We start from the raw sequence: 16,276 nt of genomic DNA on the forward strand, positions 1-16,276 counted from the left end.
CGCAGAGAGCCCCCGCTCACCAGATGGTGAGCGGGGGCTCTGTGCGTGCGGTCAGCCGGTGGTCAGCGTCGGACGTCGATCGTGACCGTCGTCGTGCTGCTCACCGGGGCACCCCGGCTGTCGGTCATCTCCATCGTGCAGTCGAAGGTCGCCTGCCCGACCTGCGTGGGGCGTGCCCGCAGCGTGAAGTTGCCGTTCTGGCCGGCCGGGTAGTCCCGATTGCTCACCTGCCGGGCCGACCCCGGCGCCAGGTCCAGCGCCAGGGCCGGGCCTGCCGTCTGGATGCAGGCGTACTCGAACGAGTCCCCCAGCAGCACGCCCGCGCCCCGGTTGCCGAACTGCACGACCAGCTGGACGGTCTGCTTGGCGTTCGCCCGCACGACCGGCCCGTTGTTGATCTGCTGGTACAGCTCGGTCTCCGTGGCGGGCGGGGTGACGACCACGTCGAAGGTGCTCGGGTTCGACGTGTTGCCCGCCGCGTCGGTGGCCGTGCAGGTCACCTCGGTCGTGCCGATCGGGAAGAGCGACCCCGGTGCGGGCGCGCAGGTGGCCGTCACGGTGCCGTCCCGGGTGTCCCCGGCCTCCGGCAGCGGGTACTGCACCCGGGCGCCGGCGGGGCTGGTGGAGTCGGCGGCCACGTCGTCGGTGCCGGCGATCCGCGGCGGGAGCTGGTCGGCCGGACGCGGCGCCAGCTGCGTCGGGTCGACGATGCCCCAGTAGGCGGGCATGACCTGCAGGTCGTCGTCGAAGGGCAGCGGCGACTCCCACGGCCGGGCCGCCGGCCAGGTGCGCAGCCAGCTGCGGCCGTTGCTGATCCCCCAGAAGGTGACCGACTCGATGGAGTCGGAGTGGCCCCGCAGCATGTCGAACAGGTCCCGGTAGTAGTACCCGAGCTCGGTCTCGGCGGCGTCCTGGTCGGCCATCGCCGGCGAGTGCTGCGGCACGGTGCCGTTGCTGACGTCGGCGCCGTTGTTCTCCTTGGAGTCGCTGACGTCCAGCTCGGTGATCGCCTGCAGCAGCGGCGTCCCGGTGCGGGCGCTGAGCTCCTCCACGGCGGTCAGCGAGTCGTCCAGCCACTCGACCGGACGGGCGAAGTCGACGTGCGCCTGGTGGCCCACCCCGTCGATCGGCACGCCGCGCTCGACCAGGGCGGAGACCAGGTCGAGGTAGTCGACCCGCTTGGTCGGCATCTCGGTGTTGTAGTCGTTGATGAACAGCGCGGTGTCCGGGAAGTACCGGTCGGCCAGCCGGAACGCCTCGTCGACGAAGCCCTCGCCGAGGACCTGGAACCAGCGGCTGTCCCGCATGTCGTGCGGGTTGGCGGTGTCGCCGTCGGCGATGACCTCGTTGACGACGTCCATGGCCCAGATCGGGCTGTCGCCGTCCGGGTACCGGGCGTCGACGTGGTCGGCGATCGCCTTGATGTGCGCCTCCATCCGGGCGCGCAGCAGGGCCTGGTCGGCCGGGCTGTTCGTCAGCGGGCGGTCGCCGTCGCGGAAGAACCAGTCCGGGGTCTGGCTGTGCCAGACCAGCACGTGCCCGTAGACGTCGGTGCCGGTGGCGTCAGCGAAGTCGAGCAGCGCGTCCAGGTCACCGAAAGTGAAGGTGCCCTCCACCGGCTGGATCTCGGCCGGCTTGCCGTCGTTCTCCGGGGTGATCGCGTCGTAGTGCCGCTGCACCAGCTGCGCGGGGCGGCCCACGGTCTCCCGCTGGTCGACCGCCACGCCGACGTGCTCGAAGCCGTCCGCACCGAGCACGTCCTTCAGGCCGGGGACGTCCTGGATCGGCGTCTCGGCGAAGCCGGCGAGGGCGAAGTCGTCGATCAGGAAGCTCACCCCGGCGTCGCCCTCGACGTAGAGCTGTGCCCGGTCGATCGCCGCACCGAGGGTGTAGGTGCCGCGCAGCTCGGTCCACTCGTCGGCGGTGACGACCGCGCTGGCGCCGGCGACGTTGTCGTAGTTCGTCGTCGTCCCCCGGTCGCGCTGGATCGAGACGTTGAGCGAGGCCGGCGCCTGACCCGGGGCGAGCTTCGCCCACACCGAGACCTGGACGGTCTCCCCCAGCGCCAGACCGTCGGTGACGTCGACGGCCGGGCCGTGCCACCCCTGCGTCCGACCGGTGGTCAGCAGGCTGGTGTTGCCGCCGTGGGCGTCGGTGGTGGTGGCGGCCAGCTGCGCTTCGCCGCGGGGGACCCAGCCGCCGAGCCCGTCCTCGAAGTCGGTGACCAGGTCGGCCCGGGTGCCCGGCTCGACCGGACCGGCGGCCTCGCCGGTGATCGTCACGTCGTCGACGAAGAAGGCCTGGGTCGCGTCGGGGCTCTCCAGGTAGAGCTCGAGGCCGCTGTTGCTGGTGCCGAACTCGTAGGTGCCGCTGACCCTGGTCCAGGCGCTGTCGGAGACGGCGACCTGCCAGGCCACGGTGTCGTAGGTGGTCGAGCCCCCGGTGGGCGTGCGCGCGGCGCTCATCGTCACGAGGTCGGTCTCCGGCTCGGGCGTGGTGTCGGCGAGCCGCACCCAGGCCTCGACCTCCCAGGTGCCCGCCGGCAGCAGGGCGCTGCCGTCCAGCCCCGGCCCCTCCCAGGCCTGCGTGCGGCCGGTGACCGCCAGGCTCTGCGCGCCGCTGCGGGCGGCGACGGTGCTCGGGGCGACCTGCGCACCGCCACGCCCGTACCAGCCGCCGGTGTCCTGCTCGAAGTCGGCCGTGTGCACGGTCGCCGGCGCGGCACCGGCTGCGGGCGCCGCGACCACCCCCGCCGTGGCGACCATGCCGAGCATCGCTGCCCCGGCTCCCAGACGTCGTCGTCCCATGTGTCCCGTTCTCCTCGGGTCGGTGCGCAAGCAGCGCTGCTGCGTGACCTGACCAGTTCCGATAATTACCGGTACTGGCCCGAGAGAGTGAACCCCACCACAGTCGGACCGGTCAACGGCGTCCCGCGGACTGGGACGCCGCCGGTCGGGTGCACCCCCCGAACGCGCCCTACGCTGGCCGGGTGATCCTCATCGTCGTGAAGTGGCCCGTCCGTCCGGAGTTCGACGAGCGCTGGCCCGAGCTGGTCCGGGAGTTCACCGAGGCGGTCCGCGCGGAGCCGGGCAACGTCTTCTTCGAGTGGTCCCGCAGCGTCGAGGAGCCGCACACCTGGGTGCTCGTGGAGGGCTTCCGCGACGCCGAGGCCGGTGCGGTGCACACCGCCTCCGACCACTTCACCAAGGCGATCTCGGAGATGCCCGACTGGGTGTCGGCGACGCCGTCGATCATGTACGTCGACTCCCCCGACCTGGCCGGCTGGGGCCCGATGGGCGAGGTCCAGCCCCGCGGCTGACCGGCCCGGGCGGCCGGTGTGCGATCTTCTGCCGCATGGTGAACGTCCTGTCGATCCAGTCCCACGTCGCCTACGGGCACGCCGGCAACGCCTCGGCGGTGTTCCCGCTGCAGCGGCTGGGCGTGGAGGTCTGGCCGGTGCACACCGTCCAGTTCTCCAACCACACCGGCTACGGCGCGTGGACCGGCCGGGTGTTCGACGGCCAGGCCGTCGACGAGGTCGTGCAGGGCATCGAGGACCGCGGCGTGCTCGGCAGCTGCGACGCCGTGCTCTCGGGGTACCTGGGATCGGCCGACATCGGGCACGCCGTGCTCGGCTCGGTGGCCAAGGTGCGGGCGGCCAACCCGGCGGCCGTCTGGTGCTGCGACCCGGTGATCGGCGACGTCGGGCGCGGGGTGTTCGTCCGGCCCGGGATCCCGGAGTTCATGCGCGAGGTCGCCGTCCCGGCCGCCGACATCGTCACGCCGAACCACTACGAGCTGGACCTGCTCTCCCAGACCGAGACCCGGTCGCTGGGCTCGGTCAAGGACGCGGTGGCCGCCGTCCAGGCGCTCGGCCCGCGCGTGGTGCTGACCACCTCGCTGGTCGCCGAGGACACCCCGGACGACGCCGTGGACCTGCTGGCATCGGAGGGCGGCCGGCACTTCCTGGTCCGCACGCCGCGCCTGGACCTGTCGGTCAACGGTGCCGGCGACGCGATCGCCGCACTCTTCCTGGCGCACTGGCTGAGCACCCGGTCGGCCGGCGAGGCGCTGGCCCGGGCCGCGGCGTCGGTCTTCGGCCTGCTGCAGCGCACCGCCGACGCCGGCTCGCGCGAGATCCTGCTGGTCGCCGCCCAGGACGAGTACGTCAACCCCACCCGCACCTTCGACGTGACCGAGGTCTGACCATGAGCGACTTCCCCGCCCTGACCGAGCTCGCCGCGCAGGAGGAGGAGCTGCAGCTGCGCAGCTTCACCAACGACGACGCCTGGGCACTGGGCGCCGCGCTGGTGGCCCGTGCCCAGGACGGCCGGCTGCCGGTGGCGATCGAGATCTCGCGGCACTCCCACCAGCTCTTCCACGCAGCGATGACCGGCGCGACCCCGGACAACGACGCCTGGATCGCCCGCAAGGCCGCCACCGTGCACCGGTTCGGGCACAGCTCGCTCTACGTCGGCCAGCGCTCCCGCGAGGCCGGGACGACGTTCGAGGAGCAGTTCGGGCTGGACCCGCAGCAGTACGTGGCCCACGGCGGGGGCTTCCCGTTGCTGGTGCGCGACGTGGGTCCGGTGGGCGTGGTGGTGGTCTCCGGGCTGCCGCAGGTGGAGGACCACGCGATGGTCGTCGCCGCGCTGCGCGAGCTGGTCACCCGGCAGTCGGCCTGACCCGCCTGACCACCCGGTCCCCCGACCGGGGAACCGGGCGAGGGCTCAGTTCTTGCCGTGCGTGAGCTTCTCCATGCCGGAGCTGGTCTCCGCGGACGCCTTCTTGGCCGCCCGCTTCTCCTTGATGCTCGAGCCGGACTTCTTGGACGCGTTCTTGTCGACCATGACCACTCCCTCATCGGGAACCGGTCGGCTCCAGGGGCCGGACGGTACGCCTCTCCGGGGCCGGCGAGGCGCAGTTCCGCCGGGTGCCGACGGAGAGTCCGACGCAGCAGGACCGCGTGCGGCGTAGCGTCGGGGTCACGGTCACCTCGCCGGTCCTGGACAACCGTCCGGGACGGCGATCCCCTCCCGGGGCACCCTCGTCGCGCCGTCGGCGGAGTCAGGCCCTCGCCATGACCGCATCCACGTACGCCCCCTCGTCCGCGCCCGCGCTGGCGGCCCCCGCCGACCGCACCGGCGACGAGCTCGGCTGCCCCGCCTGCGCCCACTCGATGGACGCCCACGACCCGATCGGCGTGCGCTTCTGCCGGGCCACCGCAGCCGCAGCCCTGGACCGCGGCTGCGTCTGCCGCCTCGGCTGACCCACGCGCGGCGCCTCCTCCGCACGCCGTACCGGCCGCTGCCGGAGATCGTCCGCAGGGAGGACGCCGCGGGGGGCCGCGCGTCCCTAGCGTCGACCGCGTGATCGACGTCGACTGTGTGAGCAAGCGCCACGGGGACCGGTGGGCCGTCCGCGACCTGACCGTCACCGTGCACCCGGGGCGGGTCACCGGCCTCCTCGGACCGAACGGGTCCGGCAAGTCCTCCACCCTGCGGATGGCGGTCGGGCTGGACGCGCCGACGAGCGGCCGGGTGCTGGTGGACGGCCGGCGGTACGCCGACCACCCCTGGCCGCTGACCCGGGTCGGTGCGCTCCTGGACGCGCGTGGGGTGCACCCCGGACGCACGGCCCGCGCCCATCTCCACGTGCTGGCGGCCACCCATCGGCTGCCCCGGCGCCGGGTGGACGAGGTGCTGGACCTGGTCGGCCTGACCGACGTCGCGCACCGCCGGTCCGGCGGCTTCTCCCTGGGCATGAGCCAGCGCCTGGGCATCGCCGCGGCGCTGCTCGGCGACCCTGCCGTGGTGCTGCTCGACGAGCCGGTGAACGGCCTGGACCCCGACGGCGTCCGCTGGCTGCGTGCCCTGCTCCGTCAGCTCGCCGACCAGGGGCGCACGGTGCTGGTCTCCAGCCACCTGCTCGCCGAGATGGCGACGACCGCCGATCACCTGGTCGTCCTCGGCCGGGGCCGCCTGCTGGCCGATGCCCCGCTGGGCGAGCTGCTGGCGTCGGTGTCCCGGCCGGCCGTACGGGTCCGCACCCCGGACGCCCGCCGACTGCGCGGGCTGCTCGTCGCACCGGGCGTGCTGCTGAGCGCCCCGGCCGACGACGTCCTCCGGGTGGAGGGCGCCACGGCCGAGCAGATCAGCGAGCTGGCCCGGGAGCACGGTGTGCCCGTGCACGAGCTGGTCCCCGAGCAGCCGTCGCTGGAGGACGCCTTCGCGGCGCTGACCGAGGACGCCGTCGAGTTCGACGCGGGCCGGGTGTCCCGATGACCGCCGCGACCCCCGTCGCCAGGGCGGGCACCGCTGCCGGCGCATGGTCCGGCGCCGTCCGTGCGGAGTGGGTGAAGCTGCGCAGCGTGCGGTCGACCGTGGCGAGCTACGCGGCGATCGTCGCCGTCCTCGCCGTGCTCGGCGGCACCTGGCTCACCCTGCCGGACGGCGACGGCGCCGGCGCGGTGTTCACCGCACTGCTGCTGGCCGAGCTCCTCGTCGCCGCGACGGCCGTGCTCGCCGCCGCAGGTGAGTTCAGCGCGGCGACGGCCCGCTCGACGTTCATCGCCGTCCCCCGCCGGACCCTGGTGCTCACCGCCAAGCTCGCCGTGCACGGCGGTGCGGTGCTCGTCCTGCTGGTGCTCGGCGCCGCGGCCGGCACGGTGCTGGCGACGCTGACCGCGCCGGAGGTCGCAGGCAGCCCGCTGGACCCGCTGGTGCTGCGCGCCGCGGCCGGCACGGCACTCGCCCTGGTCTGCGTGGTCGCGCTCGGCATCGCAGCGGGGATGCTGACCCGCTCGCCGGCCGGCGGCGTGGGCGTGACCCTGGCCCTGCTCGTGCTGCCGGCCGTGGTGGTGACTGCGCCCCGGGTGACCGCGTTCCTGCCCGGCCGCGCGGTCGAGGCCCTGGTGTTCGCCGACCGGCCGCCGGCCGCCCACCTGTTGCCGCCGATGGCCGCGGTCGCGGTGCTCGTCGGGGAGGCCGTCGTGGCCGTGCTCGTCGCGGCCGTCGTGCTGCGCCGCCGGGACGTCTGACCGTGCCGCTCGAGGTGTTCGCCGGCCGATTGCTCCGCTGGGCCCGCGCACACCCGCTGCTGGTGGACGCGTCGGTGGCCGCCCTGGTCCACGTCGTCCTCACCGCAGCGGTCACCACCACCGCCGAGGTCACCCACCCGGGCGGCCGGTGGCTCGGCGCGCTGACGAACCTCGTGCTGGTCGCCCCGCTCGTCTGGCGGCGCCTGGCTCCGCTGGCCACGCTGGTCGCCGTGCTCGCCACCGCGGTCGTCACCGTGGGGCTGATCGGCCCGATGGGTGGCGAGGCGGCCGCGCTCGTCGCGCTGGGCACCGCGGTCACCGGGGCGTCCAGCTGGCCGCGGACCGCGCTGCCCGTGGTCGTCGCGGTGCTCGGGCTGGCCGGTCTGGCCGGCGTGAGCGACACGGCGGTGACCGCCGACCGGCTGGTGGCCGGCGTCGCCGCCCTGGTCGCCGCGGTCGCCGTGGGCGCCGCGGGGCGGTTGGCCCGGGAGCGCCGGCTCGTGCTGGCCGAGCAGGAGGCGGAGCGGGAGGCCGGCCGCAACCGGGCCGCGGCCGAGCGGACGGCGCAGGCGCTGGCGGCCGAGCGGGCACGGATCGCCCGTGAGCTGCACGACGTCGTGGCGCACGAGGTGACCGTGATGGTGTCGCTGGCCGACGGCGCTCAGGTGGTGGCCCGGCACTCCCCGGAGCGCGCACACCAGGCGATGGCCCAGGTGTCCGCGACCGGCCGCGAGGCGCTGCGGGAACTGCGCGGCCTGCTCGGCGTGCTCGCCCCGGACGACGGCACCGGCCCTGGCCCGGCGCCGCAGCCGGGGATCGGCGGGATCGGCGACCTCGTCGAGCGGGTGCGCGTGGCCGGGCTGGACGTCTCGCTGCAGGTCGAGGGCACCGCCGACGGGCTGGACCCGATGTCCCAGCTGACCGTCTACCGCGTGGTCCAGGAGGCGCTCACCAACGTGCTGCGGCACGCGACCTCCCCCACCCGAGCCGAGGTACGGCTCGATGTCGGAGCCACCGCGGTGCAGCTCGAGGTGCTGGACGACGGGGTGGCAGCGGGTGCCGGCCGGGGCGGGCCGGGGGCGCCGGGGCGCGGCCTGCTGGGGATGCACCAGCGGGCCGCGCTGCACGGTGCCGACCTGGAGGCCGGCCCGGTCGACGGCGGAGGCTGGCGGGTCGCCCTGCGGCTCCCGCTGACCGCCCGGGCGGAGGCGGTCGCGTGATCCGGCTGCTGCTCGTCGACGACCAGGCGTTGTTGCGCCACGGGATGACCCTGGTGCTGGAGGGCGAGGACGACCTGACGGTGGTCGGCGAGGCGTCCGACGGTGCGGGGGCGGTGGAGCAGGCGGTGCGGCTGCGGCCCGATGTCGTGCTGATGGACGTGCGGATGCCCGGCATGGACGGCATCGAGGCGACGCGCCGGCTGGCCGCGCTCGTCCCGGAGGTGCGGGTGCTCATCCTGACCACCTTCGACCTGGACGAGCACGCCTTCGCCGGGCTGCGCGCCGGGGCCAGCGGCTTCCTGCTGAAGGACGTGCCACCGGCCGAGCTGGCGGGCGCCGTCCGGGCGGTCGCCCGGGGCGATGCGGTGATGGCGCCCACCCTGACCCGGCGGCTGCTGGACGCCTACGCACACCGGCTCCCCACCGGACCGGTCCAGCTGCCGCGGCGAGGGCTGGACCATCCCGCCCTGGCCAGGCTCACGGATCGGGAGCGGGAGGTGCTGGGCGAGCTGGCCGGCGGGCTGAGCAACGCGGAGATCGCCGCCCGCCTGGTGCTCTCGGAGACGACCGTGAAGACCCACGTGAGCCGGCTGCTGCACAAGCTGCAGCTGCGGGACCGGGTGCAGGCGGTGATCGTCGCCTACGAGACGGGGCTGGCGCCGCGCGGCTGAGCCGGTGACCGGCCTAGCCTGGGACGCCCGGCCGGACGGCGGGGACGACGACGTCCGGAGGACCGCACCGTGCCCGATCGTCCCGGCATCCCGGTGGACCTCGTCCTCGACACCTCGAGGGAGCTCGCCGGCGCGCGGCGGGACCTGACCGCTGACTGCAGTCGCTGTAGCGGGCTGTGCTGCGTGGCGCCGGCCTTCGCCGCCTCCGCGGACTTCGCGATCGACAAGCCGGCCGGCACCCCGTGCCCGAACCTGCAGCCCGACGCCCGCTGCGGCGTGCACAGCGAGCTGCGCGACCGCGGCTTCCCCGGCTGCGTCGTCTTCGACTGCTTCGGCGCCGGCCAGCGGGTCACCGAGGACACCTTCCCCGGCCGGGACTGGCGCACCGATGCAGCGACGGCAGCGGCGGTGTTCACCGTCTTCCCGGTGATGCGGCAGCTCACCGAGCTGCTGTGGCACCTCACCGAGGCGCGGACCCTGCTGCCGGCCGGGTCACTGGCCACCGAGGTCGCGACCGCGCACGCCCGCACCGAGGAGCTCACCCGGGCGGCCGCCGACGAACTGGCCGGCCTGGACGCCGCAGCGCTGCGACGCGAGGTCGGCGAGCTGCTCGGCCGGGTCAGCGACGCCGCCCGGGCCGACGTGCCCGGCCGGGCCCGGGACCGCCGCGGCGCCGACCTGATGGGCTCCGCACTGCGCGGGGCGGACCTGCACGGGGCGAGCCTGCGCGGCGCCTACCTGATCGGGGCCGACCTGCGAGGTGCGGACCTGCGCCGCGCCGACCTGCTGGGGGCGGACCTGCGCGCCGCCGACCTGCGGGGCGCCGACCTCACCGGCGCCCTCTTCCTCACCCAGCCACAGCTGACCGCCGCCACCGGGGACGCGGGCACGTCGCTGCCCGGGTCGCTGACGCGGCCGGCGCACTGGGCCACCTCGACCGGGCCGGCGGCCGGTGCCGGCCGCCGCGGCCGCCGCCCCCGTCGTCGCTGACCCGCTGCCCGCCGGGCACGATCAGCCCATGGCCTACTCCGCGGAGAGCACCCGCTACGACTCGATGACCTACCGGCGCACCGGCGCCAGTGGCCTGGACCTGCCGGCGGTCAGCCTCGGTCTCTGGCACAACTTCGGGGACGACGTCCCCTTCGACCGGCAGCGGGACATCCTGCGGCGCGCCTTCGACCTGGGGATCACCCACTTCGACCTGGCCAACAACTACGGCCCGCCCTACGGCAGCGCGGAGACCAACTTCGGCCGGCACCTGGCCGACGACTTCCGCCCATACCGCGACGAGCTGGTCCTCTCCACCAAGGCCGGCTATGACATGTGGCCCGGCCCGTACGGGCAGGGCGGCGGTTCCCGCAAGTACGTGCTGTCCAGCTTGGACCAGTCACTGCAACGAATGGGCGTCGAGTACGTCGACGTCTTCTACAGCCACCGACCCGACCCGACGACGCCGCTGGTGGAGACGATGGGCGCGCTGCACACGGCCGTCCAGTCGGGCAAGGCGCTCTACGCGGGCATCTCCTCCTACTCGCCGGAGATGACGGCACAGGCAGCGGAGATCCTGGCCGACCTGGGGACGCCGCTGCTGATCCACCAGCCCTCGTACTCGATGCTCAACCGCTGGATCGAGACCGAGGGGCTGCTGGACACCCTCGCCGACGTGGGCGCCGGTTGCATCGCCTTCTCCCCGCTGGCCCAGGGGATGCTCACCGACAAGTACCTCGACGGCGTGCCGGAGGGCTCGCGGGCCGGTCAGTCCAAGTCGCTGGACCCCGGGATGATCACCCCCGAGTACGTCACGCACGTGCGGGCGCTGAACGAGCTCGCGCAGGCCCGCGGCCAGAGCCTGCCGCAGCTGGCGCTGGCCTGGGCACTGCGCGACCCGCGGGTCACCTCGGTGCTGATCGGGGCGAGCAGCGTGCGGCAGTTGGAGCAGAACGTCGCCGCCCTGGAGAACCTGGAGTTCTCCGCCGAGGAGCTGACCGCCATCGACCAGCACGCCGTCGACGCCGGCATCGACCTGTGGCAGGCCGCCCGGGAGGGTGCGATGTGACGCCCGCCGAGGCGCGACCGGCCGGGCCTTTCAGCCCGGCCGGTCGGCCGAGGGCGCCCCGGCGCCGTGGCAGGCCGCACACGTGCCGAAGATCTCCAGCGTGTGCGTGACGTCGACGAAGCCGTGCTCGGCGGCGACGCGGTCGGCCCAGCGCTCGACCGTGGGGCCCTCGACCTCCTCGGTGCGGCCGCAGGCGCGGCAGACGAGATGGTGGTGGTGCCGGGTGCTGCACCGCCGGTAGATGGCCTCACCGGCGTCGGTGCGGATCGAGTCGAGCTCGCCGTCCTCGACCAGCGCCTGGACGGCCCGGTACACCGTCGACAGCCCGATCGAGTCCCCCGCCGCCCGCATCCGGGCGTGCACCTCCTGAGCGCTGTGGAAGCCCTCGAGCTCGTCGAAGACGGCGTTGACGGCGGTGCGCTGGCGGGTGTTGCGGATCATCTGGTCGTCTCCTCGTCGAGGCGGCCCGCGCCCTGCGGATGGAGCCCGGCGTGCTTCGCATGAGGATAGGAGCATGTGAGAACTGTTGTCGACTGCGGGTCCTGCCGCCGGCTCACTCGTAGGGCTCGGCCGGGGCCTCCACCGGCACCACCGACGCCGCGTCGATCGTCGGCTCCGGGTACCCGACCGCCGGGTCGACCTGCGGCGGGACGTGGGTGCCGACGACCTCCACCCAGTCGTCGGGCTCGAACTCCGCGGGCCCGTCCGGCACGGCCACCCGGATCGCCGTGGCGTCGGCGGCGCAGCAGTTGATGTCGAAGCGGGTGACGTACCAGCCGCCGGCCGCCCGGGGCGAGACGAAGCCGACGAGCCGCACCCGGCGCCCCTCCAGGGCGCTGGTGTCCTGCGCCTGCGACCAGACGTAGTAGTCGAACAGCGTCATCGTCCGGTGGCCGGTCCCCGGGTCGTCCGCCCCGATGCCCGGCGACGACGGCTGGTCGGGCACCGCGACGGGGGCCGCCGACTGCCGGCTGGCGGTGTACGAGCCGAGCGCCGGCGGGGCGACGACCAGGACCACCGCCACCGGCGCGGCCAGCAGCCACCCGACCGCCGGGCCCGGGTGGTCGTGCCCGGCCGCACCTCGGCTCCGGCGCAGACCGCTGAGCGCCAGCAGCACCACGACCACCCCGGCCCCGAGCAGCAGCGGCCGGAACCCGGCCCGCACGTAGTCCAGGTACCGGTCGCTCCCGGCCACCACGAGCACGACGACGCCGAGCAGCAGCAGGAGCACCTGCTGGGTGGTCCGGTCCGGGCGGCCGTTCACAGCAGCACCGCCCCCACGGCCGAGGCGATCAGCACGGCGACGACGAGCGTGACCGGCGCGAACCGGGCGGCGAACCCCCGGCCGAAGGTCCCCGCCTGGAGGGCGATCAGCTTCACGTCGACGGCCGGGCCGACGACGAGGAAGGTCAGCCGGGCGGTGAGCGAGAAGGAGGTCAGGCTGGCCGCGACGAAGGCATCGGCCTCCGAGCAGATCGCCAGCACGACCGCGAGCCCGGCCAGCACCAGCACCGCCAGCACCGGGGAGTCCGCGACCGCGTCCAGCCAGCTCCGGGGCACGAGCACCCCCAGCGTCGCCGCGGCCGCGCCGCCCACCACCAGGAAGCCGCCGGCGTGCACCAGGTCGTGCTGCATCGCCTCGCGGTAGTCGGTGAAGCGGGTGCCCCCGGGAGCCGGGACAGGCAGTCGCGCCAACTGCAGCCACTCGCTGCGGCCCAGCAGCGTCCACAGCCAGCCCATCACGACCGCGACGCCGAGCGAGGCCACGAACCGGGCGGCCACCATCTCCGGCTGGCCCGGAAAGGCCACCGCGGTGGCGACGAGGACCACCGGGTTGACCGCCGGCGCCGCCAACAGGAAGGCCAGCGCCGCGGCAGGGGTCACCCCGCGGCGCACCAGGCTGCCGGCGACCGGCACCGAGGCGCACTCACAGCCGGGCAGGACGACGCCGGCCATCCCGGCCACCGGCACGGCCAGCCCGGGACGGCGGGGCAGCACCCGGGCGAAGAAGGACGGCGGCACCAGCGTGCCGATCGCGGCCGACAACGCCACCCCGAGCACCAGGAAGGGCAGCGCCTGCAGGCAGACGGCCACGAAGACGGTGCTCCAGGCCAGCACCACCGGCTGCTGCAGGGCCGCGGGGGCGAGGAAGTGCAGCAGCACCAGGACGGCGACCAGCCCACCGAGCAGGTCGGTGCTGCGCAGGCCGGCCCGGTCGGGCGCTCGCCCCTCCCCCACCCTGCTGTCGTCGACCCGCACCTCGGCGATGACCGACTCCCCTCCGAACATCGAACACGGTTCCCGTTACCGTGGGCGGACCCACGCTCTCATGCAGGACCCCCAGGCCGACCCAACGAGGAGCACGTCGATGAGCGAGTCGAAGAAGAACCGCGGCGCGACCGCCGGCCGGGTGCTGCGCAAGGCGGCCGGGACGGTGGCGACCGGGGTCGTCGGCGTCGTCGTCGTCCGCGCCGCCGAGCGCGGTGAGACCGGCAGCCTGCCCCGCCGGCTGGCGGTCGGGGCGACGAAGTGGGGCATCCGCGGCGCCCGCCGCGCCGAGGTGGGCGTGGAGAAGGCCCGGCTCGCCGCCGGCGACGTGCGGGCCCAGGCCTACGCCGACCTCGGCGAGCAGGTGCCCCCGCCGGCCGACCGCTCCGGCGGCCACGACCACCAGCACTGACCGTGGAGACGGCGACCGGCACCGCCCGGCTGGTCAGCGACGCCGGCGGCCGGCTGCGGCTCGCCGTCCCCTCGCTGACCGGCGCACCCGCACGCGCGGTGGCGCTGGAGGACCTGCTGGACGCGGTGCCCGGCGTCCGCACCGCGCACGCCTACCCGGTCACCGGTCAGGTGCTGGTCTGGCTGCACCCCGACGCCGACCCGCGGGCGGAGGTCCTCCGGGTGGCCGCCTCGGCGGTCGCCCTCCCGGCGGCCGCCGAGGTCGCCCGCGCGCCGCGCTCGGCCGACGTCGCCAACGGCGAGCTGGTGCGGATCGCCGTCGGCGGTGCCGCCCTGGCCCTGCTGGGGGTGCGCCGGTACGGGTTCGGCCGGCCGCCGGTGCTCTCCGGCCGCAGCCGGCTGGTCGCCACCGCGCTCACGATCTTCACCGGCTACCCGTTCGTGAAGGGCGCCGCGGGTGCCCTCGCCGGCAAGCGGTCCACCGGCACCGACGCGCTGGTCACCGCCGCCACCATCGCCAGCCTGCTGCTGCGGGAGAACGTGGTCGCGCTGACCGTGCTCTGGCTGCTGAACATCGGCGAGTGGCTGCAGTCGGTGACCCTGCGGCGCACCCGGCGGGCGATCTCCGCGCTGCTGGCCGGCACCGAGACCACCGCCTGGGTGATCGTGCCCGGCGAGGGCGGCGAGCCCGACGTCGAGCGGCAGGTCGACCTGGCCCAGCTGCGCGTCGGTGACCTGGTGGTCGTGCACGACCAGACGACGCTGCCGGTGGACGGCGTCGTCGTCGAGGGCACCGGCGTGGTCGACCAGGCCGCGATCACCGGGGAGCCGCTGCCGGCCTCGGTCACCGCCGGCTCGACGGTGCACGCCGGGTCGGTGAACCTGCGCGGCCGGCTCGTGGTGCGCGCCTCGGCGACCGGCTCGGACACCGCGATCGGGCGGATCATCGCCCGGGTCGAGCAGGCCACCGACGACCGAGCGCCGATCCAGACCGTCGGGGAGAACTTCTCCCGCCGCTTCGTGCCCGCCTCCTTCGCCCTCGCCGCGCTCACCTGGCTGGTCACCCGGGACGTCCGCCGGGCGATGACCATGCTGCTCATCGCCTGCCCGTGCGCGGTCGGGCTGGCCACGCCCACGGCGGTCAGCGCCGCGATCGGCAACGGCGCCTCCCGCGGCCTGCTGATCAAGGGCGGCGCGCACCTGGAGGCCGCCGGCCGGGTGGACGCCGTCGTCTTCGACAAGACCGGCACCCTGACCATCGGCCGCCCGGTGGTCACCAACGTCGTCTCCTTCTCCGACGACTGGACCCCGGAGCAGGTGCTCGGCTACGCCGCCAGCTCCGAGGTGCACTCCCGCCACCCGCTGGCCCAGGCGGTGATCCGCTCCACCGAGGAGCGGCACGTGTTCATCCCCCCGCACGAGGAGTGCGAGGTGCTCCTCGGCCTGGGCATGCGCACCCAGGCCGACGGGCGGGTGCTGCTGCTGGGCAGCGAGCCGCTGATGGCCACCGAGGGCGTGGCCGTCGGCGACGACGCCCGCGACTGGCTGGACCGGCTGCGCACCGCGGCGGAGACCCCGCTGCTGCTCGCGGTCGACGGCGAGCTGATCGGGCTGGTGAGCCTGCGCGACGAGGTGCGCCCGGAGTCCCGGGAGGTGCTGGAGACGCTGCGGGCCACCGGGGTGCGGCGGATCGTGATGCTCACCGGCGACCACGAGAGCACGGCTGCTGCCGTCGCCGCCGAGCTCGGGGTCACCGAGTGGCGGTCCGAGGTGCTCCCCGAGCACAAGCAGGACGTCGTCGCGGCGCTGCAGGCCGAGGGACACACCGTGGCGATGGTCGGCGACGGCACCAACGACGCCCCCGCGCTCGCCGCGGCCGACATCGGGATCGCGATGGGGGTCTCCGGCACCGACGTCGCAGTGGAGACCGCCGACGTGGCCCTGGTCGGTGACGACCTGCGGCACCTGCTCGACCTGCGCGAGCTGGGCGGGCGGACGCTGGCGGTGGTGCGGCAGAACTACGGGATGTCGATCGCGGTGAACGGCGTGGGGCTGGTCGTCGCCGGAGGCGGCGCCCTCTCCCCCGTGCTGGCCGCGGTGCTGCACAACGCCTCGTCGGTGGCGGTGGCGGTCAACTCCGCCCGGCTGGTCCGGCACCGCGGCAGCCGGCCGGACGGCGACGGGCAGCCTGCCGGCGGCTGACCGCGGTCAGGTCAGCGGGGCTCGGGCACCCGGTCGTCGACCGGGTGCCCGGCGTGCGAGAGCGCCTGGCGCAGCAGCGCACCCACGTGCGGATCGGCCAGCTGGTAGTAGACGAAGGTGCCCTCGCGCCGGTTGGTGACCAGGCCGGCCAGCCGCAGCTTGGACAGGTGCTGGCTGACCGCGGTGGGCGAGGTGCCGGCCAGCTCGGCCAGGCAGGCGACCGACGTCTCGCCCTGCATCAACGCCCACAGCACGTTGAGCCGGGTGGGGTCACCCAGCATGCGCAACGCCTCCGCGGCCCGCCGCACCGCGTCGCCGGACGGCATGGAGAAGCCGTCGATGCCGGTGTGTGCCATCCCTGCACCTTAGGCCGGACGTCGACTTGCGTGTTTGCGCATCTGCGCAGATA

At 74.8% G+C, this 16,276-nt stretch carries 17 protein-coding genes; 12 read left to right on the plus strand and 5 right to left on the minus strand.

Annotated features, from left to right (window positions below; genetic code table 11):
• Positions 1–62: 62 nt before the first annotated feature.
• Positions 63–2,807 (minus strand): endo-1,4-beta-xylanase, encoded by a 2,745-nt coding sequence (locus O2W53_RS12675; RefSeq protein WP_269163395.1) that lies wholly within the window; start codon positions 2,805–2,807, stop codon positions 63–65.
• A 182-nt stretch (positions 2,808–2,989) separates the two neighbouring features.
• Here O2W53_RS12675 and O2W53_RS12680 point away from each other — a divergent pair, with 182 nt between their 5' ends.
• From O2W53_RS12680 to mgrA, 10 genes are all read left to right on the plus strand, one after another.
• Positions 2,990–3,319 (plus strand): putative quinol monooxygenase, encoded by a 330-nt coding sequence (locus O2W53_RS12680; protein ID WP_269163396.1) that lies wholly within the window; start codon positions 2,990–2,992, stop codon positions 3,317–3,319.
• 35 nt (positions 3,320–3,354) lie between these two features.
• Positions 3,355–4,206, plus strand: coding sequence for a pyridoxal kinase PdxY (pdxY, locus tag O2W53_RS12685; RefSeq protein WP_269163397.1), 852 nt, complete (start codon positions 3,355–3,357; stop codon positions 4,204–4,206).
• A 2-nt stretch (positions 4,207–4,208) separates the two neighbouring features.
• Positions 4,209–4,685 carry a heme-degrading domain-containing protein gene (locus tag O2W53_RS12690; protein ID WP_269163398.1) on the plus strand — a complete coding sequence of 159 codons (477 nt, stop codon included), beginning with the start codon at positions 4,209–4,211 and terminating at the stop codon, positions 4,683–4,685.
• Between the two features lie 395 nt (positions 4,686–5,080).
• Positions 5,081–5,269 (plus strand): RGCVC family protein, encoded by a 189-nt coding sequence (locus tag O2W53_RS12695; RefSeq protein ID WP_269163399.1) that lies wholly within the window; start codon positions 5,081–5,083, stop codon positions 5,267–5,269.
• 100 nt (positions 5,270–5,369) lie between these two features.
• A complete protein-coding gene (locus tag O2W53_RS12700) occupies positions 5,370–6,284 on the plus strand; it encodes an ATP-binding cassette domain-containing protein (RefSeq protein WP_269163401.1) in 915 nt (304 codons plus the stop codon).
• Entirely contained in the window at positions 6,281–7,039 is a 759-nt protein-coding gene (locus O2W53_RS12705) for a hypothetical protein (protein WP_269163402.1), read from the plus strand. Before O2W53_RS12700 ends, O2W53_RS12705 begins: the two co-directional genes overlap by 4 nt.
• A 2-nt stretch (positions 7,040–7,041) precedes the next feature.
• A complete protein-coding gene (locus tag O2W53_RS12710) occupies positions 7,042–8,259 on the plus strand; it encodes a sensor histidine kinase (RefSeq protein WP_269163403.1) in 1,218 nt (405 codons plus the stop codon).
• The gene (locus tag O2W53_RS12715) at positions 8,256–8,930 is read left to right on the plus strand and encodes a response regulator (RefSeq protein WP_269163404.1); all 675 of its coding nucleotides are present in this window, start codon (positions 8,256–8,258) and stop codon (positions 8,928–8,930) included. The genes O2W53_RS12710 and O2W53_RS12715 overlap by 4 nt, the downstream gene beginning before the upstream one ends.
• A gap of 69 nt (positions 8,931–8,999) precedes the next feature.
• Entirely contained in the window at positions 9,000–9,920 is a 921-nt protein-coding gene (locus tag O2W53_RS12720; RefSeq protein WP_269163405.1) for a pentapeptide repeat-containing protein, read from the plus strand.
• Positions 9,921–9,948: 28 nt separating this feature from the next.
• Positions 9,949–10,986 carry an L-glyceraldehyde 3-phosphate reductase gene (gene mgrA, locus O2W53_RS12725; RefSeq protein ID WP_269163406.1) on the plus strand — a complete coding sequence of 346 codons (1,038 nt, stop codon included), beginning with the start codon at positions 9,949–9,951 and terminating at the stop codon, positions 10,984–10,986.
• 30 nt (positions 10,987–11,016) lie between these two features.
• On the opposite strand, the gene O2W53_RS12730 is transcribed toward mgrA, so the two are convergent.
• The 3 genes from O2W53_RS12730 to O2W53_RS12740 form a co-directional block, all read right to left on the minus strand.
• Complete coding sequence (locus O2W53_RS12730) at positions 11,017–11,427, minus strand: Fur family transcriptional regulator (protein WP_269163407.1); 411 nt, start codon at positions 11,425–11,427, stop codon at positions 11,017–11,019.
• A 112-nt stretch (positions 11,428–11,539) separates the two neighbouring features.
• Complete coding sequence (locus tag O2W53_RS12735; RefSeq protein ID WP_269163408.1) at positions 11,540–12,250, minus strand: TIGR03943 family putative permease subunit; 711 nt, start codon at positions 12,248–12,250, stop codon at positions 11,540–11,542.
• Positions 12,247–13,275: a permease gene (locus O2W53_RS12740; protein WP_269163409.1), complete on the minus strand. Its 1,029-nt coding sequence runs from the start codon at positions 13,273–13,275 to the stop codon at positions 12,247–12,249. Before O2W53_RS12740 ends, O2W53_RS12735 begins: the two co-directional genes overlap by 4 nt.
• A 79-nt stretch (positions 13,276–13,354) precedes the next feature.
• On the opposite strand from O2W53_RS12740, the gene O2W53_RS12745 reads away from it, so the two are divergent.
• Positions 13,355–13,666: a DUF1490 family protein gene (locus O2W53_RS12745; RefSeq protein ID WP_269163410.1), complete on the plus strand. Its 312-nt coding sequence runs from the start codon at positions 13,355–13,357 to the stop codon at positions 13,664–13,666.
• A gap of 2 nt (positions 13,667–13,668) precedes the next feature.
• Complete coding sequence (locus O2W53_RS12750) at positions 13,669–15,867, plus strand: heavy metal translocating P-type ATPase (protein ID WP_269163411.1); 2,199 nt, start codon at positions 13,669–13,671, stop codon at positions 15,865–15,867.
• 11 nt (positions 15,868–15,878) lie between these two features.
• Here O2W53_RS12750 and O2W53_RS12755 read toward each other — a convergent pair whose 3' ends face one another.
• The gene (locus O2W53_RS12755; RefSeq protein WP_164702289.1) at positions 15,879–16,223 is read right to left on the minus strand and encodes an ArsR/SmtB family transcription factor; all 345 of its coding nucleotides are present in this window, start codon (positions 16,221–16,223) and stop codon (positions 15,879–15,881) included.
• Between the last annotated feature and the right edge of the window lie 53 nt (positions 16,224–16,276).

Source organism: Modestobacter sp. VKM Ac-2978 (assembly GCF_026968025.1).
Classification (GTDB): Bacteria; Actinomycetota; Actinomycetes; order Mycobacteriales; family Geodermatophilaceae; genus Modestobacter.

Excerpts from the sequence above, each read along its gene's own strand:
- mgrA (WP_269163406.1), top strand. The coding sequence starts at position 9,949 with ATGGCCTACTCCGCGGAGAGCACCCGCTACGACTCGATGACCTACCGG.
- O2W53_RS12675 (WP_269163395.1), bottom strand. The coding sequence starts at position 2,807 with ATGGGACGACGACGTCTGGGAGCCGGGGCAGCGATGCTCGGCATGGTC.
- O2W53_RS12730 (WP_269163407.1), bottom strand. The coding sequence starts at position 11,427 with ATGATCCGCAACACCCGCCAGCGCACCGCCGTCAACGCCGTCTTCGAC.
- O2W53_RS12705 (WP_269163402.1), top strand. The coding sequence starts at position 6,281 with ATGACCGCCGCGACCCCCGTCGCCAGGGCGGGCACCGCTGCCGGCGCA.
- O2W53_RS12755 (WP_164702289.1), bottom strand. The coding sequence starts at position 16,223 with ATGGCACACACCGGCATCGACGGCTTCTCCATGCCGTCCGGCGACGCG.
- O2W53_RS12740 (WP_269163409.1), bottom strand. The coding sequence starts at position 13,275 with ATGTTCGGAGGGGAGTCGGTCATCGCCGAGGTGCGGGTCGACGACAGC.
- O2W53_RS12690 (WP_269163398.1), top strand. The coding sequence starts at position 4,209 with ATGAGCGACTTCCCCGCCCTGACCGAGCTCGCCGCGCAGGAGGAGGAG.
- O2W53_RS12745 (WP_269163410.1), top strand. The coding sequence starts at position 13,355 with ATGAGCGAGTCGAAGAAGAACCGCGGCGCGACCGCCGGCCGGGTGCTG.
- pdxY (WP_269163397.1), top strand. The coding sequence starts at position 3,355 with ATGGTGAACGTCCTGTCGATCCAGTCCCACGTCGCCTACGGGCACGCC.
- O2W53_RS12695 (WP_269163399.1), top strand. The coding sequence starts at position 5,081 with ATGACCGCATCCACGTACGCCCCCTCGTCCGCGCCCGCGCTGGCGGCC.